This is a genomic window from Massilia sp. Leaf139 (assembly GCF_001424165.1).
In the GTDB taxonomy this organism is placed as follows: domain Bacteria; phylum Pseudomonadota; class Gammaproteobacteria; order Burkholderiales; family Burkholderiaceae_D; genus Telluria.
The window spans coordinates 1,189,605-1,209,715 of sequence record NZ_LMOJ01000001.1 but is presented as its reverse complement, the minus strand read 5'-3'; the positions used below and the strand labels follow the sequence as shown (position 1 = coordinate 1,209,715).

Here is a 20,111-nt window from a genome sequence, read left to right as displayed (position 1 = left end):
CGCCCTCCCGTGCGAGAATGCGCGCATGGATCGACGAACCGACTACAAGACCGCCCTGCTGATCGACGCGGCCATCAAGACGCCCGCGCCTGCATCCCCGGCGCGCGTGATGGCGGGCATGGGCGTGCCCTTCGAGACGGCGCGCAGGGTGCTGACCCGGCCCGACGAGCGCCGCCATCCGTTGCCGGCGCCGGAGTTCAAGCGCGAGGCGGGTTAACGCTGCCGACGGGATGCGAGCTGCACGCTCTACGGCTGCGGCTCGTGGACGTCGTCGACGCTCACCGGCTCGGCCGCGATCTTCTCTTCGGCCAGTTCGTGGTCGTCCTCGTCCGCCTGCAGGCCTTCCTGCTCCGCCCCGCGCACCTCGTCGTAGAGCAGCTCGACCAGCACCGGGAAGTGATCCGAACCGAAATGCGGCAGGCGGCGGATGAAGCCGAGCGTGAAATGACGGCTGTGGAACAGGTGATCCAGCGGCCAGCGCAGGAACCAGTGGTCGGCGTGGAAGGTGTTGAACATGCCGCGCCCGACGCGCGGGTCGAGCAGGCCGCTGATCTTGCGGAACAGCCGCGTCGTGGTCGACCACGCGACGTCGTTCAGGTCGCCCGCCACGATCACGGGCGTGTCCAGGCCGGCCACGCTTTTCGCCACCACCAGCAGTTCTGCGTCGCGCTGGGTCGATTCGTCGTGTTCGGTCGGGCTGGGCGGGGCCGGATGGAGGAAGTGGATGCGGATCTTGCGCTTCGAGGGCAAGACCACCAGCGCGTGCATCGAGGGGATGTCGTCCTCGACCAGGAACTGGATCTTCGCGTCCTCCAGCGGCAGGTTCGAATACACGTGCATGCCGTACAGGTTGTCGAGCGGGCATTTCATCGTGTACGGATACTCGGGTTCGAGCACATCCAGCCGATCCTGCCACCACTGGTCGGTTTCCAGCGTGACGAAGACATGCGGCTTGTGCTCGCGGATCAGGGCGATCAGGCCGTCGGTGTTCCGGTTCGGCGTGAGGACGTTGGCGGTCAGGATGCGGATGCGGTCGCCCGGCGCGGCATCCACCGCCAGCTTGACTTCGTTCGGGAAGGGCCGCGTGTAGGGGATGATCCACCAGGCCTGGTAGGCCAGGCAGGCGCCCGTGACGATCATCAGGATGGGCGATTCGCGCTCGCCCATGTCGAGCAAAAAAGCCTCGGCCACCAGCACGGCGAGCGCCACGATGGCGATCTGCAGGCGCGGGAAATCCATGTCGCGCACCCACCACTCGGTGTGGCGCGACAGCGGCAGCAGGGTGGCAATCACAATCAGTCCGACCAGGGTTGCGATGACGACAAATGACATGGTGAAGGCGTCCTGAGTCCTGTTTTAGTTTTAGTGACAAGTAGACAACACGCACAGTATGCCCTGTAAATGGAGATCGGACTGTGCGCTAGCGTGCATAGCGCGCCCTGCCATCCGTGCGTTGGCAAATCGACCAGATACGCGATACTCTGCGTTCGAATTCTTACCGTGACAACCGAACCGATGAGCACATCCGAGACCGCCTTCCTGATCCTGACCCGCGCCGGCCTGGCCGACATCGGCGAGCGCCTGCAGCCGGCTGGCGCCGCCGTTTACCTGAACCCCGGCGTCGCCAGCGCCGCCGAGATCGCACAACTGGAGGCGGACGGCGCCACCGTGGCCGTGCTGCCGCAGGAGCTGCCGGCGAACCTGTCCGGCCAGTTCGAGGGGGCGCTGCTCGCCGCCGGGCTGCCCGCCGGCCGGCTCTGGATCGAGCATTCCCGCTCCGCTGCCATGCAGGCGCCGCTGGGGCCCACCGAAGCGGCCGCACCCGCCGCGTTGGCCGATGAGGAAGAACCCCTGCACGAGCGCCTGGCGCGGCGCGCCGGCCGGTTCGCCAGCGGCGCCCTGCGCCGCCTGCGCAGCGCCGGCATCGACCGGCCGCTGCTTGTGCTGCCCTATCTCGGCTTCGGCAATGCGGAGAAACTCTGGATCAAGGGGCGGGTGCTGGACGAGGCGAGTTTTCGCGAGCAGACCGGCCAGGACAGCAGCTGGAGCAACCTGGTCGCCCTCTACCACCGGCTCGAATCGGACGAAGTGGCCGGCGCGCGCGTGGTCGCCCATTTCGACGGCCGCAGCTGGGAGACCGTGACCGACGGCGGCGGCTATTTCTCCTTCGAGATCCCGTCCGCCACGCCGCTGGCCGGTGGCTCGCACCGGGTCGAGCTCGAACTGCCGGAGTGGATGGGCGCCGACAAGGCGCCGATCCGCGCCTCGGCCGAAGCCTTCGTGCCGGCGGCCTCGGCCCGCTTCGGCATCATCAGCGACATCGACGACACCGTGCTGTGGACGAACGTCACCAACAAGCTGAACATGGCCCTGATGCTGGCGCGCACCAACGCCCATACGCGCAAGCCCTTCAAGGGCGTAGCCGCCTTCTACCGCGCGCTGCGCGACGGCACGGGCGGGGACGAGAACAACCCGATGTTCTATGTGTCGAGCAGCCCCTGGCACCTGTTCGGCTTCCTGGTCGACTTCCTGCGCCTGCAGGACATCCCGGTCGGCCCCCTGCTGCTGCGCGAACTGGGCCTGCAGAATGTATTCCAGCTCCAGAACCACGGCAGCCACAAGCTCGACAAGATCGAACTGATCCTGAAATTTTACCCGGGCATGCAGTTCGTGCTGATCGGCGACAGCGGCGAAAAGGATCCGGAAATCTATACCGAGATCGTGCGCCGCCACCCGAAACAGGTGCGCATGATCTACATCCGCAACGTGAACCCCGACCCGATGCGCATCGAAGCGCTGGATCGCCTGATCGAGGAAGTGAGCAGCACCGGCACCCAGCTGATCCTGGCGCCGGACAGCGTCTTCGCCGCCTCGCACGCGGCCGCCGAGGGCTTGATCAAGGTCGATCGCCTGGCGTCGGTGCGGTCGGACAAGCGGGAAGACGACAACCTGCTGACGGCGGAGCCAAGCGGAGGCGGTGCCTGACGCGTTAACGGTAGAGCTGAAACGCGTGGGCTCCCCGAGCCCACGCGTTTCACGCAACTAGAACGCTCAAGCCAGCGACACCCCGCTACGCCGCCCCTCGCTGCGCACCAGCATCAGCGCGATCAGGCTCAGCAGCGCCGCACCTGTCAGGTAATAGCCGACATACTCGATCCCATGCTTGGTCGCCAGCGAGGTCGCAACATACGGCGCCAGCGAGGCGCCGAGGATGCCGGCCAGGTTGAAGGTCAGCGAGGAACCGGTATAGCGCACCTCGGGCGGGAACAGCTCGGCCAGCAGCGTGCCCAGCGGCCCGTAGGTCAGGCCCATCAGCGACAGGCCGATCACCAGGAACAGGCCGGCCAGCACCAGGTTGTTGGCCACGAACAGCGAACCGAAGAAGAGGCCGAAGACCATGATCGCCGCCGTCACCCCGATCATCGCGGCGCGCCGTCCGAAGCGGTCGGCGATGATGGCCGAGGGCGGGATCAAGAGGCCGAAGAAGATCACGGCGCCCAGCTGCAGCACCAGGAACTGGGTGCGCGAATACCCGAGGCCCGTCGTGCCCCAGGACAGCGCGAACACGGTCAGCAGGTAGAACAGGACAAAAGTAGAGGTCGCCATCAGCGTGCCCAAGACCAGGGCCCGGCCGTGATCCTTGAACACGGTCACGACCGGCACCTTGACGCGCTCGTTCTTGTCGAGCACGGCCTGGAAGTCGGGCGTCTCATGGATTTTCAGACGCACGTACAGGCCGACGGCGACGAGGACGGCGCTGGACAGGAAAGGCACGCGCCAGCCCCAGGCGAAGAACTGCTCTTCGGTGAGCGATTGCGTCAGCAGCAGGAACACGCCGCCCGACAGGAAGAAGCCGATCGGCGCGCCCAGCTGCGGGAACATGCCGTACCAGGCGCGCTTGCCGGGCGGGGCGTTTTCGGTGGCGAGCAAGACCGCCCCGCCCCATTCGCCGCCCAGGCCCAGGCCCTGGCCGAAGCGGCACAGCGCGAGCAGGAGCGGCGCCAGCGTGCCGATCGCGGCATAGGTCGGCAGCATGCCGATCACGATGGTCGAGATGCCCATGGTGAGCAGGGCCGCCACCAGCGTGGCTTTCCTGCCGATGCGGTCGCCGAAGTGGCCGAACAGGGCCGAGCCGACCGGACGCGCGAAGAAGGCGATGGCGAAGGTGGCGAAGGATTGCAGCACGGCGGCGGCCGGGTCGGCCGCCGGGAAGAACAGTTTCGGGAACACCAGCACCGCGGCGGTGGCGTAGATATAAAAGTCGAAGAACTCGATCGTGGTGCCGATCAGGCTGGCGAAGAGGACGGTACGAGCCTTGTTGGCGGGCGCCTTGTTTGCTTGGCTCATGCGTTCACCGCCTTGGCCAGTGCTTCGCGCACTTCGTCGGCGCTGTCGGGACGGGTGACGCGGGCGACTTCGACGCCGTCTTTCAGCACGACGACGGTCGGCCACAGCTTGATCCGGTACGAGCGGCCGAGCGGGCGGCCGGGGCCGTCCTCGACCTGGATGTGGCGCGCATCCGGATAGTCTTTCAGCGCACCCGCAATGTGCGGCTCGCCCGCGCGGCAATAGCCGCACCAGTTGGTGCCGAAGTCGAGGGCGACGAGGCCGGGCAGCGCATCGACCGCGCTGCGCTCGGGCTGGGAGGTTTCATATGCCATTTGATGCTCCTCAATAATGCCGATTAGACAAGCGTACCTGAAACATCGGCGCGGAGCCAAGGGTTTTATTGCATTATCGGAACGATATTGTGTGGCGGCGAGGTCTCTCTCCGCTTGCGTTAGAAACCCGCGGGCATGCCCGCCCTACGGTGCACCACCATTGGAACTGTCGGTGGTACGTAGGGCGGGCATGCCCGCGGGGTTATTAAGCGCACCTCAATGCGCGTGACTTCCCCCTTCCCCTTCGCAATGTTGCGGCGCTTCCCGGCACAACTTCTCCTGCGCCGCCAGCGCCAGCTTGCGCGCCGCCAGCTGCGCGGGCGTCCTCGCCGGCGCCAGGATCTCGTCCTGGGTGTACACCCGCCCGTTCTTGACCACCAGCCGCACGTCCGCCGCCGCCCGCAGATCCGCCAGAGGATTGCCGCCGACGACGATCAGGTCCGCCAGCTTGCCCTCCTCGACCGTCCCCAGATCCTTGTCGACCAGGGCGACCTTCGCCGCGTCGCGCGTCACCGAGTACAGCACCGACAGGTTGTCCTGCACCAGCGCCGCGCCGCGCATGTTCAGGTGCAGCGAGATGCCCGGCACCACCAGCGGCGAGTCGGTGCCGTTTGCCACCAGCGCGCCGGCGGCTTTCACCTTGGCCTGCTGGGCGGCGTCGTTGGCGATCGCGGCCAGCTGGGCGGGCGTGGGCGGCTGGGCGTTTTGCAGGCCGGGGACGAAGTTCGGCGGCACCAGGATGAAGCGCGGATCGGTCACGATGCCAGGATCCAGCCCGGCCAGCGCGCTGCTCGAGAACAGGGTGTCGATCAGGCGGAAGTCGGCCTTGCCGTAGACGTCGGCCGCGTCCTGGTAGGTGATGGCGCGTGCAAAGGACTTCGACCAGCCGTAGCCCATGCGCTGGGTGGCCGACAGGTGGGTGGTGCCGCCCAGGCCGGTCGCCGCGCCCGGCTGCACCATGTGGGTACCGCTCGGCACGCCCAGGTCGAGCGCGCCCTGGGCGATGCGCTCCATGATCGGGATCGGCGCGCGCACATAGCTCTTCAGGAAGTCCGCGTCCATGCGCTTGGCCTTGGCAATCTCGATCTCGGCGATCGAGGGCGTGCGCAGGGTGCGCGCGAAGCTGTAAAACAGGCGGTTGCCTTCCCATAGCGGCGGCGAGACGAACAGGCGCGGCCCGATCAAATTGCCCGCTTCAAGCGCCTCGCGCATCTCGATACTCTGGTGCAGCGGGCCCGCCACCGACTGCGCGCTGGTGATCCCGTAGGAGAGCATCAGCTGCGCGATCTGGCCGAACTGCCCGCCCTGGTACAGGGTCAGCGGGTGCAGGTGGGTTTCGATCAGGCCCGGCATCACGGTGAGCGCGCCGGCGTCGACCACCCGCGCGTCGTCGTCGTGCTCGGCATGCGGCGCGACCGAGACGATGCGGTTGCCCTCCACGACGATGTCGACGTTCCGGCGCAGGGTCGCGCCCACGCCGTCCCACAGGGCGCCGGCGTGGATGATCGTGCGTCCTTCGGGCACGGCCTGGCGCCAGCTCAGCTTGACCGGTATGTCGCGCCGGCCGCTGCCGTCGGCGCGGATCGTGCGCACGCGTTCGGCCGACTTGTAGAGGATGGTCTCCGAGTCGCCGCCCCAGGCCGGCAAGTCCGCCATGTCCTCGCTTACCTGGCGCGCCGGGCCGGTGGGCGCGCCGTTGGCGCCGAGGGGCATCACGTGCAGGCGCGAATCCATGATGAAGGCGACCTTGCTGCCGTCCGGCGACAGCGCGGCCGCGCCTTCGTCGCGCTCGGCGATCTGGCGCGGCTCGGGCGCGACGGCGTAAAAGCTTCCCTGGCGCGTGGCGAGGTCGATCACGCGCAGCTTGTTGTAGCCCTCGCGGAAACGGTTGTTGATGCGCTCGTTGTCGACCAGGAGGATGCGCTGCCCATCCGGCGTCCATTGCGGCGTGCTGACCTGGGTGCTGACCGAGGGCAGGATCACTTCGGAGGTGCCGGTCGCCAGCGTCCAGATCTCAAGCTGGCCGGAGAGCGTGGTGTAGGCCAGGCGCGTGCCGTCGGGCGAGAGCTTCGGCGTCACCAGCGAGCGCCCGGGAATGGCGGCCAGGCGCGTGCGGGCGCCGGTCGCCAGCTCCACCTGGTCGACGGCGAGCTGCCCGGCGTTGCCGCGTTCGGACGAGAAGTAGACGGCGCGCCCGTCCGCCGTCCACTGCGGGTTGGCGTCGCGATCCGCATCGTTCGTCACGCGCACCGGTTCTTCGCCGATGCGCATCGTCCAGACGTCGTTCAGGGCGACAAAGGCGATGCTGCGTCCGTCGGGCGAGAGCACCGGCGCGCTGATGCCGCGTACCGGGCGTTTGCGCAGGTCGTCGAAGTGGCGATCCTTCGGCTTCTTGAACTCGGGTCGGCGCAGCTTCAATGCGGCCGTGAAGCCGATATCGGTGCGGTCGGCGCCGGTCGCCGCGCGGGTGCGGATGCGGCCATCGGCCGTGTAGAGGAAGCGCCCATCTGGCAGGAAGCGCACCGGGAAGGGGAAGATGTCTTCGTCCTGGGTGACCTGGATGCCGGCCCCCACCAGCTGGCGCGCGGCGTTCTGGTAGACCAGCGCGCCGCTGTCCGGCGTCCAGGCCGGCGCCGTCCCCGGCGCGACCACGGTCGGCGTGCCGCCGGCGAGGTCGCGCATCACCACGTTGGCGCCGTCGACATAGGCCAGGTGCGCGCCGTCCGGCGACACCACAGGATTACTTTCCGCCCCCGGCCCGGTCGTGACCTGGGTGGGCGCGCCGCCGTCGGCATCGACGCGCCAGATTTTATATTGGCCGTCGCGGCTGCGGTCGGAGGCGAAGACCAGGCCGCTGCCGTCGGGCAGCCAGGCCGGCTCGCGGTCGTCGTAAGGGCCCTCGGTCAGTTCGCGCGGGTTGCGTCCGTCCGGGCCGATCGTCCAGATATGGAAATTCCCTTCCGGCGCGTAGTTCTGGAAGGCGATGCGCTTGCCGTCGGGCGACCACACGGGCGCGGTCGGCTCCAGCGTCCAGTCGGTGATGCGTTTGGCCTTCCCGCCGCCGGCAGGCATCACCCACAGCGCGCCCTGGGCCGAGAAGACGATCTTGCTGCCGTCGGGCGAGGGGGCGGCCGCCATGTTGGTGCCTTCGCGCAGTTCGACGGTGACGTCGCGCGTCGGGCCGCGCAGGTCGTTGAGTTGGTCGACGCGCCCCGGCCCTTGGCAGCCGGCGATCAAGGCGGCGCCGACGGCGGCGGCCAGGACGGTGCGCACGAGGGCGGGACGGCGCTGGGGGTGTGGATGTTGATGCGGCTGCTGCTGCTGCGTTTTCATAGAATGCCTCCAAGTGGGTTGCCAAAATGCACCGAATTGGTGCAGGGCTGACCCTTCGATCATCGGACTGGAGACTGACGAAACCCTGACTGTTGAGTCAGCTCGGCAATGTGAAACGCGCAGATGCGCTTTCGGCTGAGGTCGATCAAACATCGCTGCTGACGCGCAGGAACTTTCTGACGGCTGAGCTGCACCCTCGCAATATGCGCCGAACGTGAAATGCTTAACCGACAAGGGTCATTGCGACTGGCATATTGGATTCAAACTCGTCAATAGGAGCTCATCATGTCCGATAATCTGCAACAAGCCGGTCAACAGGATCGCAGCCGCATCAACGTGCACGAGGAATGGGAAGTGCGCCACTGGACCGAGGCCCTGGGCGTGAGCCGTGAAGAGCTGGAACGCGCCGTCGCCGAAGTCGGCGTCTCGGCCAATGCCGTGCGCGAGCACCTGAAGCGCAATAAATAACCGGTCTCCCAGCCTCGCTTGTAATGGTTTTCGCGGGCGCCCTGCGCGCCCGCCCGGCGCCGCGGCTTCACGCCGCGGCCATCCCGCGGTGCGTCTCGACATAGACGGTTGAATCCGCCTGACCGGATTCGCTCGTCGAACGCCCCATCCGGCGACCCCGTGCGCCGGTGACAGTTGCGCGCCCTTGCGCCCCCTCTTCGATAAAAAAAAGGAGCCCACAGTGGATATCCGCGCCTTCATTGCGTCCCTCGACGTCTCGCTCCCGAACGCCCTCTTCGCCCTGGCCCTGGCCGTGGCCAGCTTCGTCGCCATCCACGGCGCGCTGATGCTGTTCCGGCGCCGCCTCGACCAGCTGAGCGACGAAAGCGCTCACCGCCCCGTGGCCGAAGTGCTGCGCAAGACCCTGGCCCGCACCAGCAACCTGGTCGTCTTCGCCACCAGCGTCCTGATCGGCCTCTCGGCACTGGATCTGCCGCCGCCCTGGAACGCCCGCGTCAGCCACCTGTGGTTCCTGACCCTCGGCCTGCAGCTCGCCATCTACCTGCACAGCGCGATCAAGGTCACCGCGCGCCGCTATTTCCAGACCCACGACCGTTCCGCCGCCGACGCCCAGGTCACCATTGCCCACACCCTCATCATCTGGGTGCTGCAGACCAGCGTCTGGGTGATCTTCGCGCTGGCCCTGCTGTCCAACCTCGGCATCAACATCACGACTTTTGTCGCCAGCCTCGGGATCGGCGGCATCGCCATCGCCCTGGCCGTGCAGAACGTGCTGGGCGACCTGTTCGCCTCGCTCTCGATCGCGATCGACAAGCCCTTCGAGGTGGGCGACTTCATCTCCACCTCCGACACCTCGGGCACGGTGGAAAAGGTCGGCCTGAAGACGACCCGCCTGCGCGCCTCCAGCGGCGAACAGATCATCGTTTCGAACGCCGAACTCCTCAAGAGCACGGTGTCGAACTTCAAGCGCATGGTCACGCGCCGCATCGTCTACAACCTGCGCGCCCATCCGGACACGCCGCCAAGTCTCGCCGCCAAGGTGCCGACCGCGGTCGCCGAATTCATCGGCCGCATCGACAAGGTGCGTTTCGACCGCGCCCACCTGGCGAAGTACACCCAGGACTTCATCGAGTGGGAGATCGTCTACACCATCCTCGAGGCCGACTACGACCTGTTCATGAATACCCAGCAGTCGGTGATCCTGGCCTCGATGCAGATGTTCGCCGACCTCGGCATCTCGACCGCGCCGCGCGCGCAGCAACTGCTGCTGCAGGAAGCGGTCGAACCGGATGCGCCGGACGTACCGCAGGACCGCGTCCGCCATCCCGCAACCCTGCGCAGCCTGCCCAAAGGGGCATGAACGCGGACGGGCTGCGAATTCCACGACCGTTATTTTGAGGAGCATGCGATGAACCAGCCCACTCAGCAACAGCAGCCGCCCGGCGTCGAAGCCGCGCTGATGCCCAAGGCCGACCACGGCGAAACCAGCTACCAGGGATCGAACAAGCTAGCCGGCAAGGCCACGGTGATCACCGGCGGCGACAGCGGCATCGGCCGCGCCGTGGCCCTTGCCTTTGCGCGCGAAGGGGCGGACGTGCTGATCGCCTACCTGAACGAGCACGAGGACGCGAAGGAAACGGCGCGCCTGGTGGAGGAAGCGGGACGGCGCGCGATCCTGATGCCGGGCGACCTGGCCGAGCCGGCCCACTGCCGCGCCATCGTCGAGCGCGCGGTGCAGGAGTTCGGGCGCATCGACGTCCTGGTGAATAACGCCGCCTTCCAGATGAGCCACGATTCGATTGAGGAGATCCCCGACGAGGAATGGGATTACACCTTCCAGGTCAACATCACGGCCATGTTCCACACCTGCAAAGCGGCGGTGAAGCACATGAAGCCGGGCGCCTCGATCATCAACACCACCTCGATCAATTCCGACAACCCGAAACCGACCCTGCTCGCCTATGCCGCGACCAAGGGCGCGATCGCCAACTTCACGGCGGGCCTGGCGCAGCTGCTGGCGGAAAAAGGCATCCGCGTCAATTCTGTCGCGCCGGGGCCGATCTGGACGCCCCTGATTCCGTCGACCATGCCGCCGGATCAGGTCGAGAGCTTCGGCCAGCAAGTGCCGATGAAGCGGCCCGGCCAGCCGGCCGAAGTGGCGCCGGCGTATGTGCTGCTGGCGTCGGATCAGGCGAGTTACATGTCGGGTGCGCGCATCGCCGTGACGGGCGGGACGCCGATTTTGTAAGCGGCGCAAAAACCCGCAGGCATGCCGCGCCATTTGTTTACACCCCGAACGCCGAGGTAAGGTAGGGCGGGCATGCCCGCGTACGACGCCAAGCATCACCGCGCCGCGTCCGGAGACCGCGCCTGCCTTGCGAATCAATACATGGGCGTCGGCACCGGTTGCGGCGGTGGCGGCGGCACGCCTTCCATCGGCGCGTCGATCACTTCCTCGGCCTCGTCCTCGGGCGGCTCCACTTCCTGCGGCTCTTCGGCCGGCATGCCTTCGATGATGTCGCCCGGTTCGATGAATTCCTCTTCCGGCTCTTCCTCCTCGCGTGCGCGCGGCGGGGCCGGTGGGCGGCCGCCCGGGAACAGGGCGGCGCGGTCGATCTTGCCCGTGTCGAGCGCGCTCTTGAAGAAGTCGCCCACCAGCAGGATGGCGTTGTGGCCGCCCTGCCCCCAGTAGCTCGAGCGCATGGTCACGCGGTTATCGTTGAAGCCGACCCAGGCGCCGGCCACCAGGTTCGGGTGCATCAGGATGAACCAGCCGTCGGCATTGTTCTGGGTGGTGCCGGTCTTGCCGGCCACGTCGCCGTTGATGCCGAAGCGGTAGCGTACGCCGGTGCCGGTGCCGCGGTTCACCACCCCGCGCAGCATGTCGATCAGGGTCGCGCTGGCCGCCTGCGACATCGCGCGTTCGGGACGGACGTTGGCGAAATCGGCGATCACATTGCCCTCGCGGTCCGAGATGCGGCGCACGAACACGGGCTTGCGGTATTCGCCCTGGGCCGCGATGGTGGCATAGCTGCTCACCATTTCCAGCAGCGTGACGGGGCTGGTGCCGAGGGCCAGCGAAGGCACCGCCGACAGTTTACTTTGGCGCACGCCCAGGTTCTGCGCCAGCTTCACGACCGGCGGCAGGCCGACGTCGCGCATCACCTGTGCCGTGATGGTATTTTTCGAGAACACCAGGCCGTCGCGCATTGTCATCTGGCGTCCGGTCGTGCCCGACATGTCGGTCGGGCGCCAGACCGTGCCGTCGGCGGCGCGGATGTCCATCACCGCGTCGACATAGGGCTGCTCCGGCGGGATGCCGTTTTCCAGCGCCGCTCCATACACGAAAGGCTTGAAGGTGGAGCCGGGCTGGCGCGTGGCCTGGGCCACGTGGTCGAACTGGTCGCGCGCGAAGTCGCGGCTGCCGACCCAGGCCTTGACTTCGCCCGTGGTCGGATCGACGGCCACGAAACCCGCCTCCAGGCGCGCCTTGGCTTCCTTCAGGCGCTTCATGAAGGCGCGGTCGCCCTTGATGCGTTTCAGTGCGGCGGCCGGCGCTTCGCCGCCCTCGACCGCCTTGCGGTACTCGCCCGACTCGCGGACAAACGCGTCCAGTTGGGCGCGATGCGTGTGCCAGTAGTAGTCGAAAGGCGCCACGCTGCTGCGCATGGCCGTATAAGTGCCGATCGAGCTCGAGCCCGGCAGGCCCGGATTGGCCCATTCGACGTCGGCCACCGCCTGCAGCGCGCTCGCCTGCTTTTCCACCGCGCGCAGCGCCGCTTCCTGCAGCTCGGCGTCGAGCGTGGTCTGCACGATCAGGCCGTCGAGCGCGAGGTCGTAGTCGTTTTCGTCGGCCCACTCGAGCAGCCACTTGCGCACGTGGGCGGTGAAGTGGTTATCGCGGCCGCTGCGTTCGGCCAGGCGCTCGAAGTCCAGGCGCAGCGGACGCTTCTTCAGCGCCGCCAGGCGCTTCTCGTCGAAGGCGCCATGCTTGGCCATCTGGCCCAGCACCACGTTGCGGCGCGCGAGCGAACGCTCGGGATTGGTGACGGGATTGTAGTAATAGGTTCCTTTCAGCATGCCGACCAGGGTGGCCGCCTCCAGCACGTCGAGCTTCAGCGCGGGCTTGCCGAAATAGGTGCGCGCCGCCATCTCGATGCCGCGCGCGTTGTACAGGAAGGGCACCGTGTTCAGGTAGGCCTCGAGGATCTCTGTCTTGCTGTAGGTGTTCTCGATCTTGATCGCGGTGATCAGTTCCTTGAGCTTGCGGTTGATGCTGCGCGCGCGCCCGATCTCGTCCGGGAACATGTTGCGCGCCAGCTGCTGGGTGATGGTCGAGCCGCCCTGGGCATCGCCCTTCAGGCTGGCCAGCAGGGCGCCGGCGATGCGCGTGAAGTCGACGCCGTGGTGTTCGTAGAAGCGGTGATCCTCGGTCGAGATCAGCGCTTTCACCACGTGCGGCGAGACCTGCGACAGCTTGATACGCTCCTGCAGGCCCTGCTCGAAGGTGCCGAGCTCCTTGCCGTCGCTCGAGATGATGCGGCTCGGGCGCGCGCTGCTGACCTGTTTCAGGTCGTCGATGCCGGGCGTGAGCGGAATCAGGACGATCAGGTAGGCGGCCAGGGCCAGCATCAGCGCCGCCGCCGACAGCATGCCGACGATCAGCACCTGCTGGTGGCGCGGCCGGCCCGATAGAAAACCATGCGCCTGGCGCACCCCGGCGCGCGCCCTGCCTCCCGCGCTGCCGAACAAATCCCTGGCCTGCTGGCGAATGCCGGTTTCGGTCTTCTCGTCCTGATCCACTGTTTTCCTTGCGAATATGATTCTATATTCGGCAAGTATAGCCGACGGCGACAGTGAGCCGCGCTGGAGCGCGCCTGCGGTGAACGCCCGGCCCGGCGGCCGAGTTCGCGGCCGAGCTCGCGGCCGAGCTCGCGACCTACTATCGCGGCGGCCTGCGCTTTCCGTTATGATGTCACAATGTCTTTACAATTGACCCAACCCGATTCGCCCGATCCCGAGCCGGCCACCCGTGTGCTGCGCCAGTTCCGGATCGTTTTCAATTCCGTCAAAAGCCATTTCCGCCAGGTCGAGCGCGAAGCCGGCCTGGGCGGCGCGCAGCTGTGGGCCCTGTCGGTGATCGCGCAGTCGCCCGGAATCGGCGTGACCGACCTGGCGCGCTCGCTCGACATTCACCAGTCCACCGCCAGCAACCTGGTGCGCACGCTCACCACGCGCGGCCTGGTGTCTGCTGCGCGCGAAGGTTTCGACCGGCGCGGGGTCGCGCTGCGCGCCCTGCCAGCGGCCGACGCCCTGCTCGAGCGGGCGCCACTGCCGTTTGCAGGCGTGCTGCCCGATGCGCTGTCGAGCCTCGATGAAGCGACCCTGCGCCGCCTGGAGGCGGATCTGGCGCGCTTAATCGAACTGCTCGCAGCGGATGAAGATGGCGCCCAGGTACCGCTGGCCCATCTCTGATCACCGAAGCAGGCAGGCCGGCAAAGTGTCCTGTCGGAAAACTTTACATATGACAATCAGTTTTATCAGCTTGCTAACGCAAGTGCCTGAACAGGCAGGGTATTTACTCAATGGCATGGACATTGCTTAATGTCAAACATCTTCCCCTGACCTGGAGTCCAACGATGTTTATCAAGTCCCTGTTCGCCGTGCTTGCCCTGTGTGCTACCGCCGGCGCCGGCGCCGCCCCTGTCCTTAACGGCGATTTCGAAGCGGGCCTCGCCAACTGGAGCACGAACGGCAATGTCGACACTGCGGAAATCGGCGGCACTTCCTACTTCGGCGCAGGCAACCCGGCGCAAAACGGCGTTTACGCCATCGCCTTCAATGGCGGCGACAGCACCCCGAACGGCAGCATCTGGCAGCGTTTCGCCACCACGAGCAAAGCGCAGTACACGGTGAACTTCGATTTCGGCGCCACCAGCTGCACGATCAGCTGCGGCCAGTCGCTGCTGGCCTCGGTGCTGGGCGCCGACGGCCTGACGGTGCTCGCATCGCAGACCGTGTATGGCGGCTCCAATGGCGCCTTGACCAGCTTCAGCTTCAACTTCGGCGCTAACGGCACCGCCACCACCCTGCGCTTCTCGGATCTCGCGACCAACCAGACGATCTCGCTCGACGGCGTGCTCGACAATGTCAGCGTGACGGCCGTACCGGAGCCGGCGTCGCTGGCCCTGCTGGGCCTGGGCCTGGCCGGCATCGCCGCGCGCCGCCGCCGCGCCTGAGCGCAGCGCCCGAAAAGAACCCGCCGCCGGCGGGTTTTTTTTCGCTTGTGGGTAGCAGCCAACGCACTGGACACCAGATGGGCGCCGCCACTGCCAGCGTCATGCGCCCTTGCCGGTCGTGACGCAAAACTGACACATTTGCCGAGCTGACTAATGGTTTCTTAGGATTAGGGTATGATCGATATTGCACCTAGGTAATGAACCAGATCCGCGGTTTCCATGCATTTCCAGACCTCCACCACACGCCCGCACACCGTCGGCACCTTCCTCAACGTCCTGGTTATGGCCTGCCTCCTCCCGGGCATCGCCGCCAGTGCGATCTTCCTGCTGGTCGAGTACCGGCAGGAACGCGGACGTGTGCAGCAGCAGGCCATCGAACTGGCCAGGACGGTGGGCGAGGCGGTCGACACCCACTTGCTGCGTACCCAGGCCCTGGCGCGTGCGGTGGCGCGCGCCCAGGCACTCACCAACGATGACGCGACCGGCTTTGCGCACCGTACGGCGCAGGCCTTTTCAGCTACGGGCCTGGGCAGCAGTCTCTCGCTGTTCCAACTGGACGGCGGCAAGGTGGTCGACATCCTGCAGGGCAAGGAACGGCTTGCTCCGACGGCCACCTCGGTGCAGGCGGCAGGCCAGGTCTTCCGTACCGGTCTGCCCGTGATATCGAGCCTGCATGGAGATCCCGCCGCCGGAGGGGCAATGGTCAGCACCCATGTCCCCGTGGCGACGCAAGGCAAGGTGCTCTATTCGCTTGCGATCGGCATCTCCTCGAACCAGCTCGGCGGCGTCCTGGCTTCTCACCACCTTGACGAAGGCTGGCTGGCCAGCCTGGTCGATCCCGAGGGCCGGATCGCGGCGCGCACGCGTAATACGGGCCTGGTCGGCCGCCCCGCAACCGACAGCCTGCGCCACGCCATCGCCCGCAGCCCGGCCGGCATGATGGAAACGGTGTCGCTCGACGGCGTGGCCAACTTCACGGCCTTCTGGCGCTCGCCGAAAACCGGCTTCACCACCGTCGTCGGCGTTCCCCGCGCGACCGTGTTCGGTGCGCTGCAATGGCGCCTGGCCGGTCTGGCCGCCGCCGTCGCGCTGCTGTTCGGATTCGGGCTGCTGCTGGCGCGCTCGATGAGCGCGCGGATCGCGCGTTCCTTCCGCGTCCTCATCGCGCCCGCCATGGCCCTCGGCGAGGGCAAGCCGCTGGCGGTGCCCGCCGTGCGCTTGCGCGAGAGTGCCGAGGTCGGCGCCGCCATCGAACGTGCGGCGCTGTTGCTGGGCCAGCGCGACGCCGATCTGCGCGCGCAGCAGGAAGAGCTTGCCCAATTCAAGTTTTTCAGCGAACACGCCAACCAGATGCTGCTCCTCTTCGACGAGGACGCCAGATTCCACTACGCGAACCGGATGGCCTGTACGCGCCTCGGCTATACACGCGACGAAATGTTGGGAATGACACTGCCCCAGATCGATCTCGCGGCCGAGGTCGGGAAACTGCAGGCGGTGTTCGAACTATGCCGCTCCGCGCCGCCGCCGCCGTTCGAGCGCACCTATACCTGCAAGGACGGCTCCAGCTTCCCGGTCGAGATCGGCGCAACCGTGCTCCAGCACCGCGGCCGCTGGCTGATGTACGTGATGCCGCGCGAAATCACCGAACGGCGCGAGGCCGAACAGGCGATCCATTGGGCTGCCAGCCACGACGCCTTGACCGGCGTCGCGAACCGCGGCGCGGCGCTCGATTTCGTCGAGGCCGCCGTTGGACGCGCGCATAACGGCGCTGCGGGCGGCGCCTTGCTGTACGTCGACCTCGACCGCTTCAAGCCCGTGAACGACCAGCATGGGCACGAGGCGGGCGACGCCGTGCTGCGGGAAGTCGCGCGCCGCCTGCAGTCCTGCGTCCAGGAAGGCCAGCTGCTGGCACGCTTCGGCGGCGACGAATTCGTTTTGGTGGTCGCCGACGCCGCCGATCCGGGCGGCCACGCGGCGCAGGCGGCCCATCGGCTCATCGACGTCCTCCAGCCACCGATCCGGGTCGGCAAGCTGGAAGTGAACCTCTCCGCCTGTATCGGCATCAGCTACTATCCGGAACACGGTAAGGATGCCGGCGCCCTGCTCCATGCGGCCGACCTTGCGATGCTGCGCGCGAAACGGCAAGGCAGCGGCAACGTCGTCGTGTATTCCCCGGCCCTGGACGAGCAGGCGCGCTTCGTGCTGGCCGTCGAGCGCCGCTTGCAGAACGCCCTCGACCACCACGGCCTGGCCTTGCACTACCAGCCGATCGTCGATCTCCGCAGCGGCGCCACGATCGGGCTGGAGGCCCTGGTGCGCCTCGAAGACGGGCAGGAGCCGGCGCTGGGGCCGGCGGCTTTCATTCCGGTCGCGGAAGCCTGCGGCCTCATCGCGCCGCTCGGCGACTGGGTCGCGGGCGAGGCTTGCCGCCAGCAGGTGCAATGGCAGTCCGAGGGCTTGCAGCTCACCGTAGCGGTCAACGTCTCTCCGCTCCAGTTCCGGCGCCCCCGCTTCGCTGCGCAAATCCGCGAATTGATCGACGCCTCCGGCATCGATCCGCGCTCCCTCGTCATCGAATTGACCGAAACGGCCGTCATGGAAAACCTGGGCGAGGCCGTCGCCGTGCTGCACGAGCTGAAAGCGCTCGGCGTCAGGATCGCACTCGACGACTTCGGCACCGGCTATTCGAGCCTGAGCAGCCTGTCCACGCTGCCGATCGACAAGCTCAAGATCGACCAGTCCTTCGTGCGTGCCATCGACAGCGGCGATGCGAGCCGCGCGGTCATCGACGCCGTCATCGCGCTGGGCAAAAGCCTCTCGCTCGAACTGGTCGCGGAAGGGATCGAAACGCAGCAGGCGTGGGACTTCCTGCGCGAACGTGGCTGTCATCAGGGTCAGGGCTATTTCTTCAGCCGGCCACTGGCCCCCGACGCGCTGCGCCTTTGGTACGCGCAGCGCGCAGGCGCGGCTGCGCAGGCCTGAACCCGGCGGGCTCGCGCGCGCTTACCCGGCAGCCTCCCTGAAGCAGCGCAGCGCCGCATCGACGATGCCTTCGGTGCTGCCCGCCTCGGCAAACGCATCGCGCAGCAGCTGGGCGTCGCTGCCCGTGTGCGTTTCGCGGTAGAGGTGTTCCAGCGCCGCTTCGCTGCCCAGTGCTTTCGCATGCGGTTCCAGGCGGCGCAGGGTAGTCAGGATGTCTTCGCGCAGCGAGATCGTCTCGTGCGTCTGCGGGTGAACCAGCGTGCCGTCCAGACCGAAGCGGCAGGCCTGGAAGCGGTTGTAGTTATAGACCAGGTAGTCGTCCTCCAGCGGCGGCGGCTCGTTGCCTTCCAGCAGATAGCGGCACAGCGCCTGCAGGTAGCAGGCCAGGCTTGCCGCGCGCTCCACCGTCAGCGGCGTGTCGCAGACGCGCAGCTCGATCGTGCCGTATTCCGGCTTGGGCCGCAGATCCCAGTAAAAATCCTTCATGCTGCGCACGATGCCGGTGTTTTCCATGCGCCGGAAGTAGTCGCGCTCGAAGGCGTCCCAGCTGAGGATGAAGGGCGCGCGCCCCGACAGCGGAAAGGGAACACGGAATTCAGGCGCGCCGAATTGAACTGGGTGTCGCTCCCCTGCAGGAAGGGCGAGGAACTCGAGAGCGCGATGAAATGCGGGATGTAGCGGTTCAGCGCGTGCAGCAGGTACAAGGCTTCGTCGCCCGACTTGCAGCCGATGTGCACGTGCTGGCCGAAGACCGTGAACTGCTTGGCCAGGTAGCCGTACAGCGCCGACACTTCGCGAAAGCGCGGCTTCGAAAAGATCTTTCGCTGCGACCATTGCTGGAAGGGGTGGGTGCCGCCGCCGCATACGCCCACGTTCAGGCGGTCGCCGGCGCGCAGGAGCGTGTCGCGGATCTCGCGTAATTCCTTCAGCAGTTCGCCATGGTGGGTATGCACGCTCGAATTAATCTCGATCATGCTTTCGGTGATCTCGGGCGTGACGTTGCCGGGGAATGGCGCCCGCTCCAGCAGTTCGAGCATGTCGGGGGAGGCGGCGACCAGGTCGAAGTCGGACAGGCTGACCAGCTGCAGTTCCAGCTCGACGCCCATGGTGAGCGAATGCGATTGCGCGAATGGTGGCAAGGCCATGTCATACCTCCTTCATGTTGCGGGTTTCATCGGCCCAGACCACGGCGCGCTGGGTGAGCACGGGGCCGAGCACGTCGAGCAGCAGCATCACGGCCGCCAGCGGCGCCAGGCTGTCGAACAGGTCGACGCCGATCCAGCGCGTCTGCTCCATCAGCAGGATGGCAAAGACCGCCATCGGCGTCAGGGCCAGCCCCGACAGGGCGCCCTTCCTCGCCGAGATGCCCGAAACGCGTGCAAAGGCCGTGCAGACGCCGACTTTGACCAGCGCCCGCACCAGCACCAGCAAGAGGCCCAGGGCGATGCCGCCGCCCAGGTGTTCGATCTCGACCTTGGTGGCCACAAAAAAGAACATCAGCACGGCCAGCAGGTCGCCCAGCACGCCGAAGTTGCGCTGGGCGGGAGAGAGCGCGATGCGGCGGTGCCGGGCCACGAGACCGAAGGTGAGCGCGGCCAGCACCGGCGAGAATTGCAGCACGTGGGTGACGGACACCAGCAGCACGACGGCCAGCGCAAAGGCCAGCGTCGCGTCGCGCGCAGCGTCGATCATCCTCAGCCACAGCGGCACCAGGGCCCCGAACAGCGCACCCAGTACGCTCGACGCGCCCAGCACCAAGAGGCTGCTGCCGGCCGCATGGGCCAGGTCGCCCGAGGTCTGGAACACGCCGATGCCGACGACCACATTGAAGGTGAAGACGGCCATCACGCAGTTCAGCGCGGTCAAGTGCATGGCCCGTTCCGTCACCTGGCCGGCGGCGCCCTGCTCGTTCAGCACGCGCAGCAGGCCCGCCGGAGAACTCGACATCGCCAGCGAGGCGGTAAGCGCGGCGGCCAGCGGCTCCATGCCGCAGGCGCCCGCCACCAGGTAGACGGCGGCGAAGGTCAGCACCGCTTCCAGCACCGAGGTGGCAACGATCCAGGGATTATTGCGCAGCCAGCGCAGGTTGATGCGGTAGCCCAGTTCGAACAGGATCAGGCCGAAGCCCAGGTTCGCCAGCAGCATGAAGTTCTTCGATTCGGACGGCGGAAGATAGCCGGCGGCCAGGTTGCCGAACACGAAACCGGCCAGGCCATACACGGCGATGCGCGGCAGCGCCGTCCAGCGGAAAATCAGTTCGCCCGCCATCCAGGACAGGGCGATGGCCAGCGGCCAGGCCAGTTGCAGGCCGAGATCGGCATAGTTCGGAAAGGATTCGGGCATGGATTCTCCTCGATGGGACGGGAGGATGCGTGCGCACCGGGCGGTGCGCCTCCCGCGAAAAAACGGCCCCCGACATCTGGCATGA

The 20,111-nt window shown here is 67.0% G+C and carries 14 protein-coding genes and 1 pseudogene; 8 read left to right on the top strand and 7 right to left on the bottom strand.

Annotated features, from left to right (window positions below; genetic code table 11):
- Nucleotides 1-25 precede the first annotated feature (25 nt).
- Complete coding sequence (locus ASF77_RS05335; protein ID WP_056335474.1) at nt 26-217, top strand: hypothetical protein; 192 nt, start codon at nt 26-28, stop codon at nt 215-217.
- A gap of 29 nt (nt 218-246) precedes the next feature.
- On the opposite strand, the gene ASF77_RS05330 is transcribed toward ASF77_RS05335, so the two are convergent.
- Nucleotides 247-1,332, bottom strand: coding sequence for an endonuclease/exonuclease/phosphatase family protein (locus ASF77_RS05330; RefSeq protein ID WP_056335470.1), 1,086 nt, complete (start codon nt 1,330-1,332; stop codon nt 247-249).
- A 183-nt stretch (nt 1,333-1,515) separates the two neighbouring features.
- On the opposite strand from ASF77_RS05330, the gene ASF77_RS05325 reads away from it, so the two are divergent.
- The gene (locus tag ASF77_RS05325) at nt 1,516-2,985 is read left to right on the top strand and encodes an App1 family protein (protein WP_056335467.1); all 1,470 of its coding nucleotides are present in this window, start codon (nt 1,516-1,518) and stop codon (nt 2,983-2,985) included.
- 66 nt (nt 2,986-3,051) lie between these two features.
- Here ASF77_RS05325 and ASF77_RS05320 read toward each other — a convergent pair whose 3' ends face one another.
- From ASF77_RS05320 to ASF77_RS05310, 3 genes are all read right to left on the bottom strand, one after another.
- Nucleotides 3,052-4,347 (bottom strand): MFS transporter, encoded by a 1,296-nt coding sequence (locus tag ASF77_RS05320; protein WP_056335464.1) that lies wholly within the window; start codon nt 4,345-4,347, stop codon nt 3,052-3,054.
- Nucleotides 4,344-4,661, bottom strand: coding sequence for a thioredoxin family protein (locus ASF77_RS05315; RefSeq protein ID WP_056335461.1), 318 nt, complete (start codon nt 4,659-4,661; stop codon nt 4,344-4,346). The genes ASF77_RS05320 and ASF77_RS05315 overlap by 4 nt, the downstream gene beginning before the upstream one ends.
- Nucleotides 4,662-4,877: 216 nt before the next feature.
- Entirely contained in the window at nt 4,878-7,994 is a 3,117-nt protein-coding gene (locus tag ASF77_RS05310; RefSeq protein WP_056335458.1) for an amidohydrolase family protein, read from the bottom strand.
- A 285-nt stretch (nt 7,995-8,279) separates the two neighbouring features.
- On the opposite strand from ASF77_RS05310, the gene ASF77_RS05305 reads away from it, so the two are divergent.
- From ASF77_RS05305 to ASF77_RS05295, 3 genes are all read left to right on the top strand, one after another.
- Entirely contained in the window at nt 8,280-8,462 is a 183-nt protein-coding gene (locus tag ASF77_RS05305; RefSeq protein WP_056335456.1) for a DUF3606 domain-containing protein, read from the top strand.
- 220 nt (nt 8,463-8,682) lie between these two features.
- Complete coding sequence (locus ASF77_RS05300) at nt 8,683-9,822, top strand: mechanosensitive ion channel family protein (RefSeq protein ID WP_082493562.1); 1,140 nt, start codon at nt 8,683-8,685, stop codon at nt 9,820-9,822.
- 48 nt (nt 9,823-9,870) lie between these two features.
- Nucleotides 9,871-10,710 (top strand): glucose 1-dehydrogenase, encoded by an 840-nt coding sequence (locus ASF77_RS05295; protein ID WP_056335453.1) that lies wholly within the window; start codon nt 9,871-9,873, stop codon nt 10,708-10,710.
- 134 nt (nt 10,711-10,844) lie between these two features.
- Here the strand turns inward: ASF77_RS05295 and ASF77_RS05290 are convergent, their stop codons facing one another.
- Nucleotides 10,845-13,265, bottom strand: a complete 2,421-nt coding sequence (locus ASF77_RS05290) for a penicillin-binding protein 1A (protein WP_056335450.1) — start codon at nt 13,263-13,265, stop codon at nt 10,845-10,847.
- Between the two features lie 177 nt (nt 13,266-13,442).
- Between ASF77_RS05290 and ASF77_RS05285 the strand changes: the two genes are divergently transcribed.
- The 3 genes from ASF77_RS05285 to ASF77_RS05275 all read left to right on the top strand — a co-directional run bounded on the left by ASF77_RS05285 (nt 13,443) and on the right by ASF77_RS05275 (nt 17,683).
- Nucleotides 13,443-13,937 (top strand): MarR family winged helix-turn-helix transcriptional regulator, encoded by a 495-nt coding sequence (locus ASF77_RS05285; protein ID WP_056335446.1) that lies wholly within the window; start codon nt 13,443-13,445, stop codon nt 13,935-13,937.
- 164 nt (nt 13,938-14,101) lie between these two features.
- Nucleotides 14,102-14,701: a DUF642 domain-containing protein gene (locus ASF77_RS05280; protein WP_056335443.1), complete on the top strand. Its 600-nt coding sequence runs from the start codon at nt 14,102-14,104 to the stop codon at nt 14,699-14,701.
- Between the two features lie 219 nt (nt 14,702-14,920).
- The gene (locus ASF77_RS05275) at nt 14,921-17,683 is read left to right on the top strand and encodes an EAL domain-containing protein (protein ID WP_056335440.1); all 2,763 of its coding nucleotides are present in this window, start codon (nt 14,921-14,923) and stop codon (nt 17,681-17,683) included.
- Nucleotides 17,684-17,704: 21 nt separating this feature from the next.
- On the opposite strand, the pseudogene ASF77_RS05270 reads toward ASF77_RS05275, so the two are convergent.
- Together ASF77_RS05270 and ASF77_RS05265 are read right to left on the bottom strand one after the other, a co-directional pair.
- A pseudogene (locus tag ASF77_RS05270) lies at nt 17,705-18,828 on the bottom strand (YbdK family carboxylate-amine ligase).
- 1 nt (nt 18,829) lies between these two features.
- Nucleotides 18,830-20,026, bottom strand: coding sequence for a cation:proton antiporter (locus tag ASF77_RS05265; RefSeq protein ID WP_056335437.1), 1,197 nt, complete (start codon nt 20,024-20,026; stop codon nt 18,830-18,832).
- Nucleotides 20,027-20,111: the final 85 nt, after the last annotated feature.

Coding starts and splice junctions, on each gene's coding strand:
- ASF77_RS05310 (WP_056335458.1), bottom strand. CDS start 7,994: ATGAAAACGCAGCAGCAGCAGCCGCATCAACATCCACACCCCCAGCGC.
- ASF77_RS05275 (WP_056335440.1), top strand. CDS start 14,921: ATGCATTTCCAGACCTCCACCACACGCCCGCACACCGTCGGCACCTTC.
- ASF77_RS05325 (WP_056335467.1), top strand. CDS start 1,516: ATGAGCACATCCGAGACCGCCTTCCTGATCCTGACCCGCGCCGGCCTG.
- ASF77_RS05285 (WP_056335446.1), top strand. CDS start 13,443: ATGTCTTTACAATTGACCCAACCCGATTCGCCCGATCCCGAGCCGGCC.
- ASF77_RS05330 (WP_056335470.1), bottom strand. CDS start 1,332: ATGTCATTTGTCGTCATCGCAACCCTGGTCGGACTGATTGTGATTGCC.
- ASF77_RS05315 (WP_056335461.1), bottom strand. CDS start 4,661: ATGGCATATGAAACCTCCCAGCCCGAGCGCAGCGCGGTCGATGCGCTG.
- ASF77_RS05305 (WP_056335456.1), top strand. CDS start 8,280: ATGTCCGATAATCTGCAACAAGCCGGTCAACAGGATCGCAGCCGCATC.
- ASF77_RS05280 (WP_056335443.1), top strand. CDS start 14,102: ATGTTTATCAAGTCCCTGTTCGCCGTGCTTGCCCTGTGTGCTACCGCC.
- ASF77_RS05295 (WP_056335453.1), top strand. CDS start 9,871: ATGAACCAGCCCACTCAGCAACAGCAGCCGCCCGGCGTCGAAGCCGCG.
- ASF77_RS05320 (WP_056335464.1), bottom strand. CDS start 4,347: ATGAGCCAAGCAAACAAGGCGCCCGCCAACAAGGCTCGTACCGTCCTC.
- ASF77_RS05265 (WP_056335437.1), bottom strand. CDS start 20,026: ATGCCCGAATCCTTTCCGAACTATGCCGATCTCGGCCTGCAACTGGCC.
- ASF77_RS05335 (WP_056335474.1), top strand. CDS start 26: ATGGATCGACGAACCGACTACAAGACCGCCCTGCTGATCGACGCGGCC.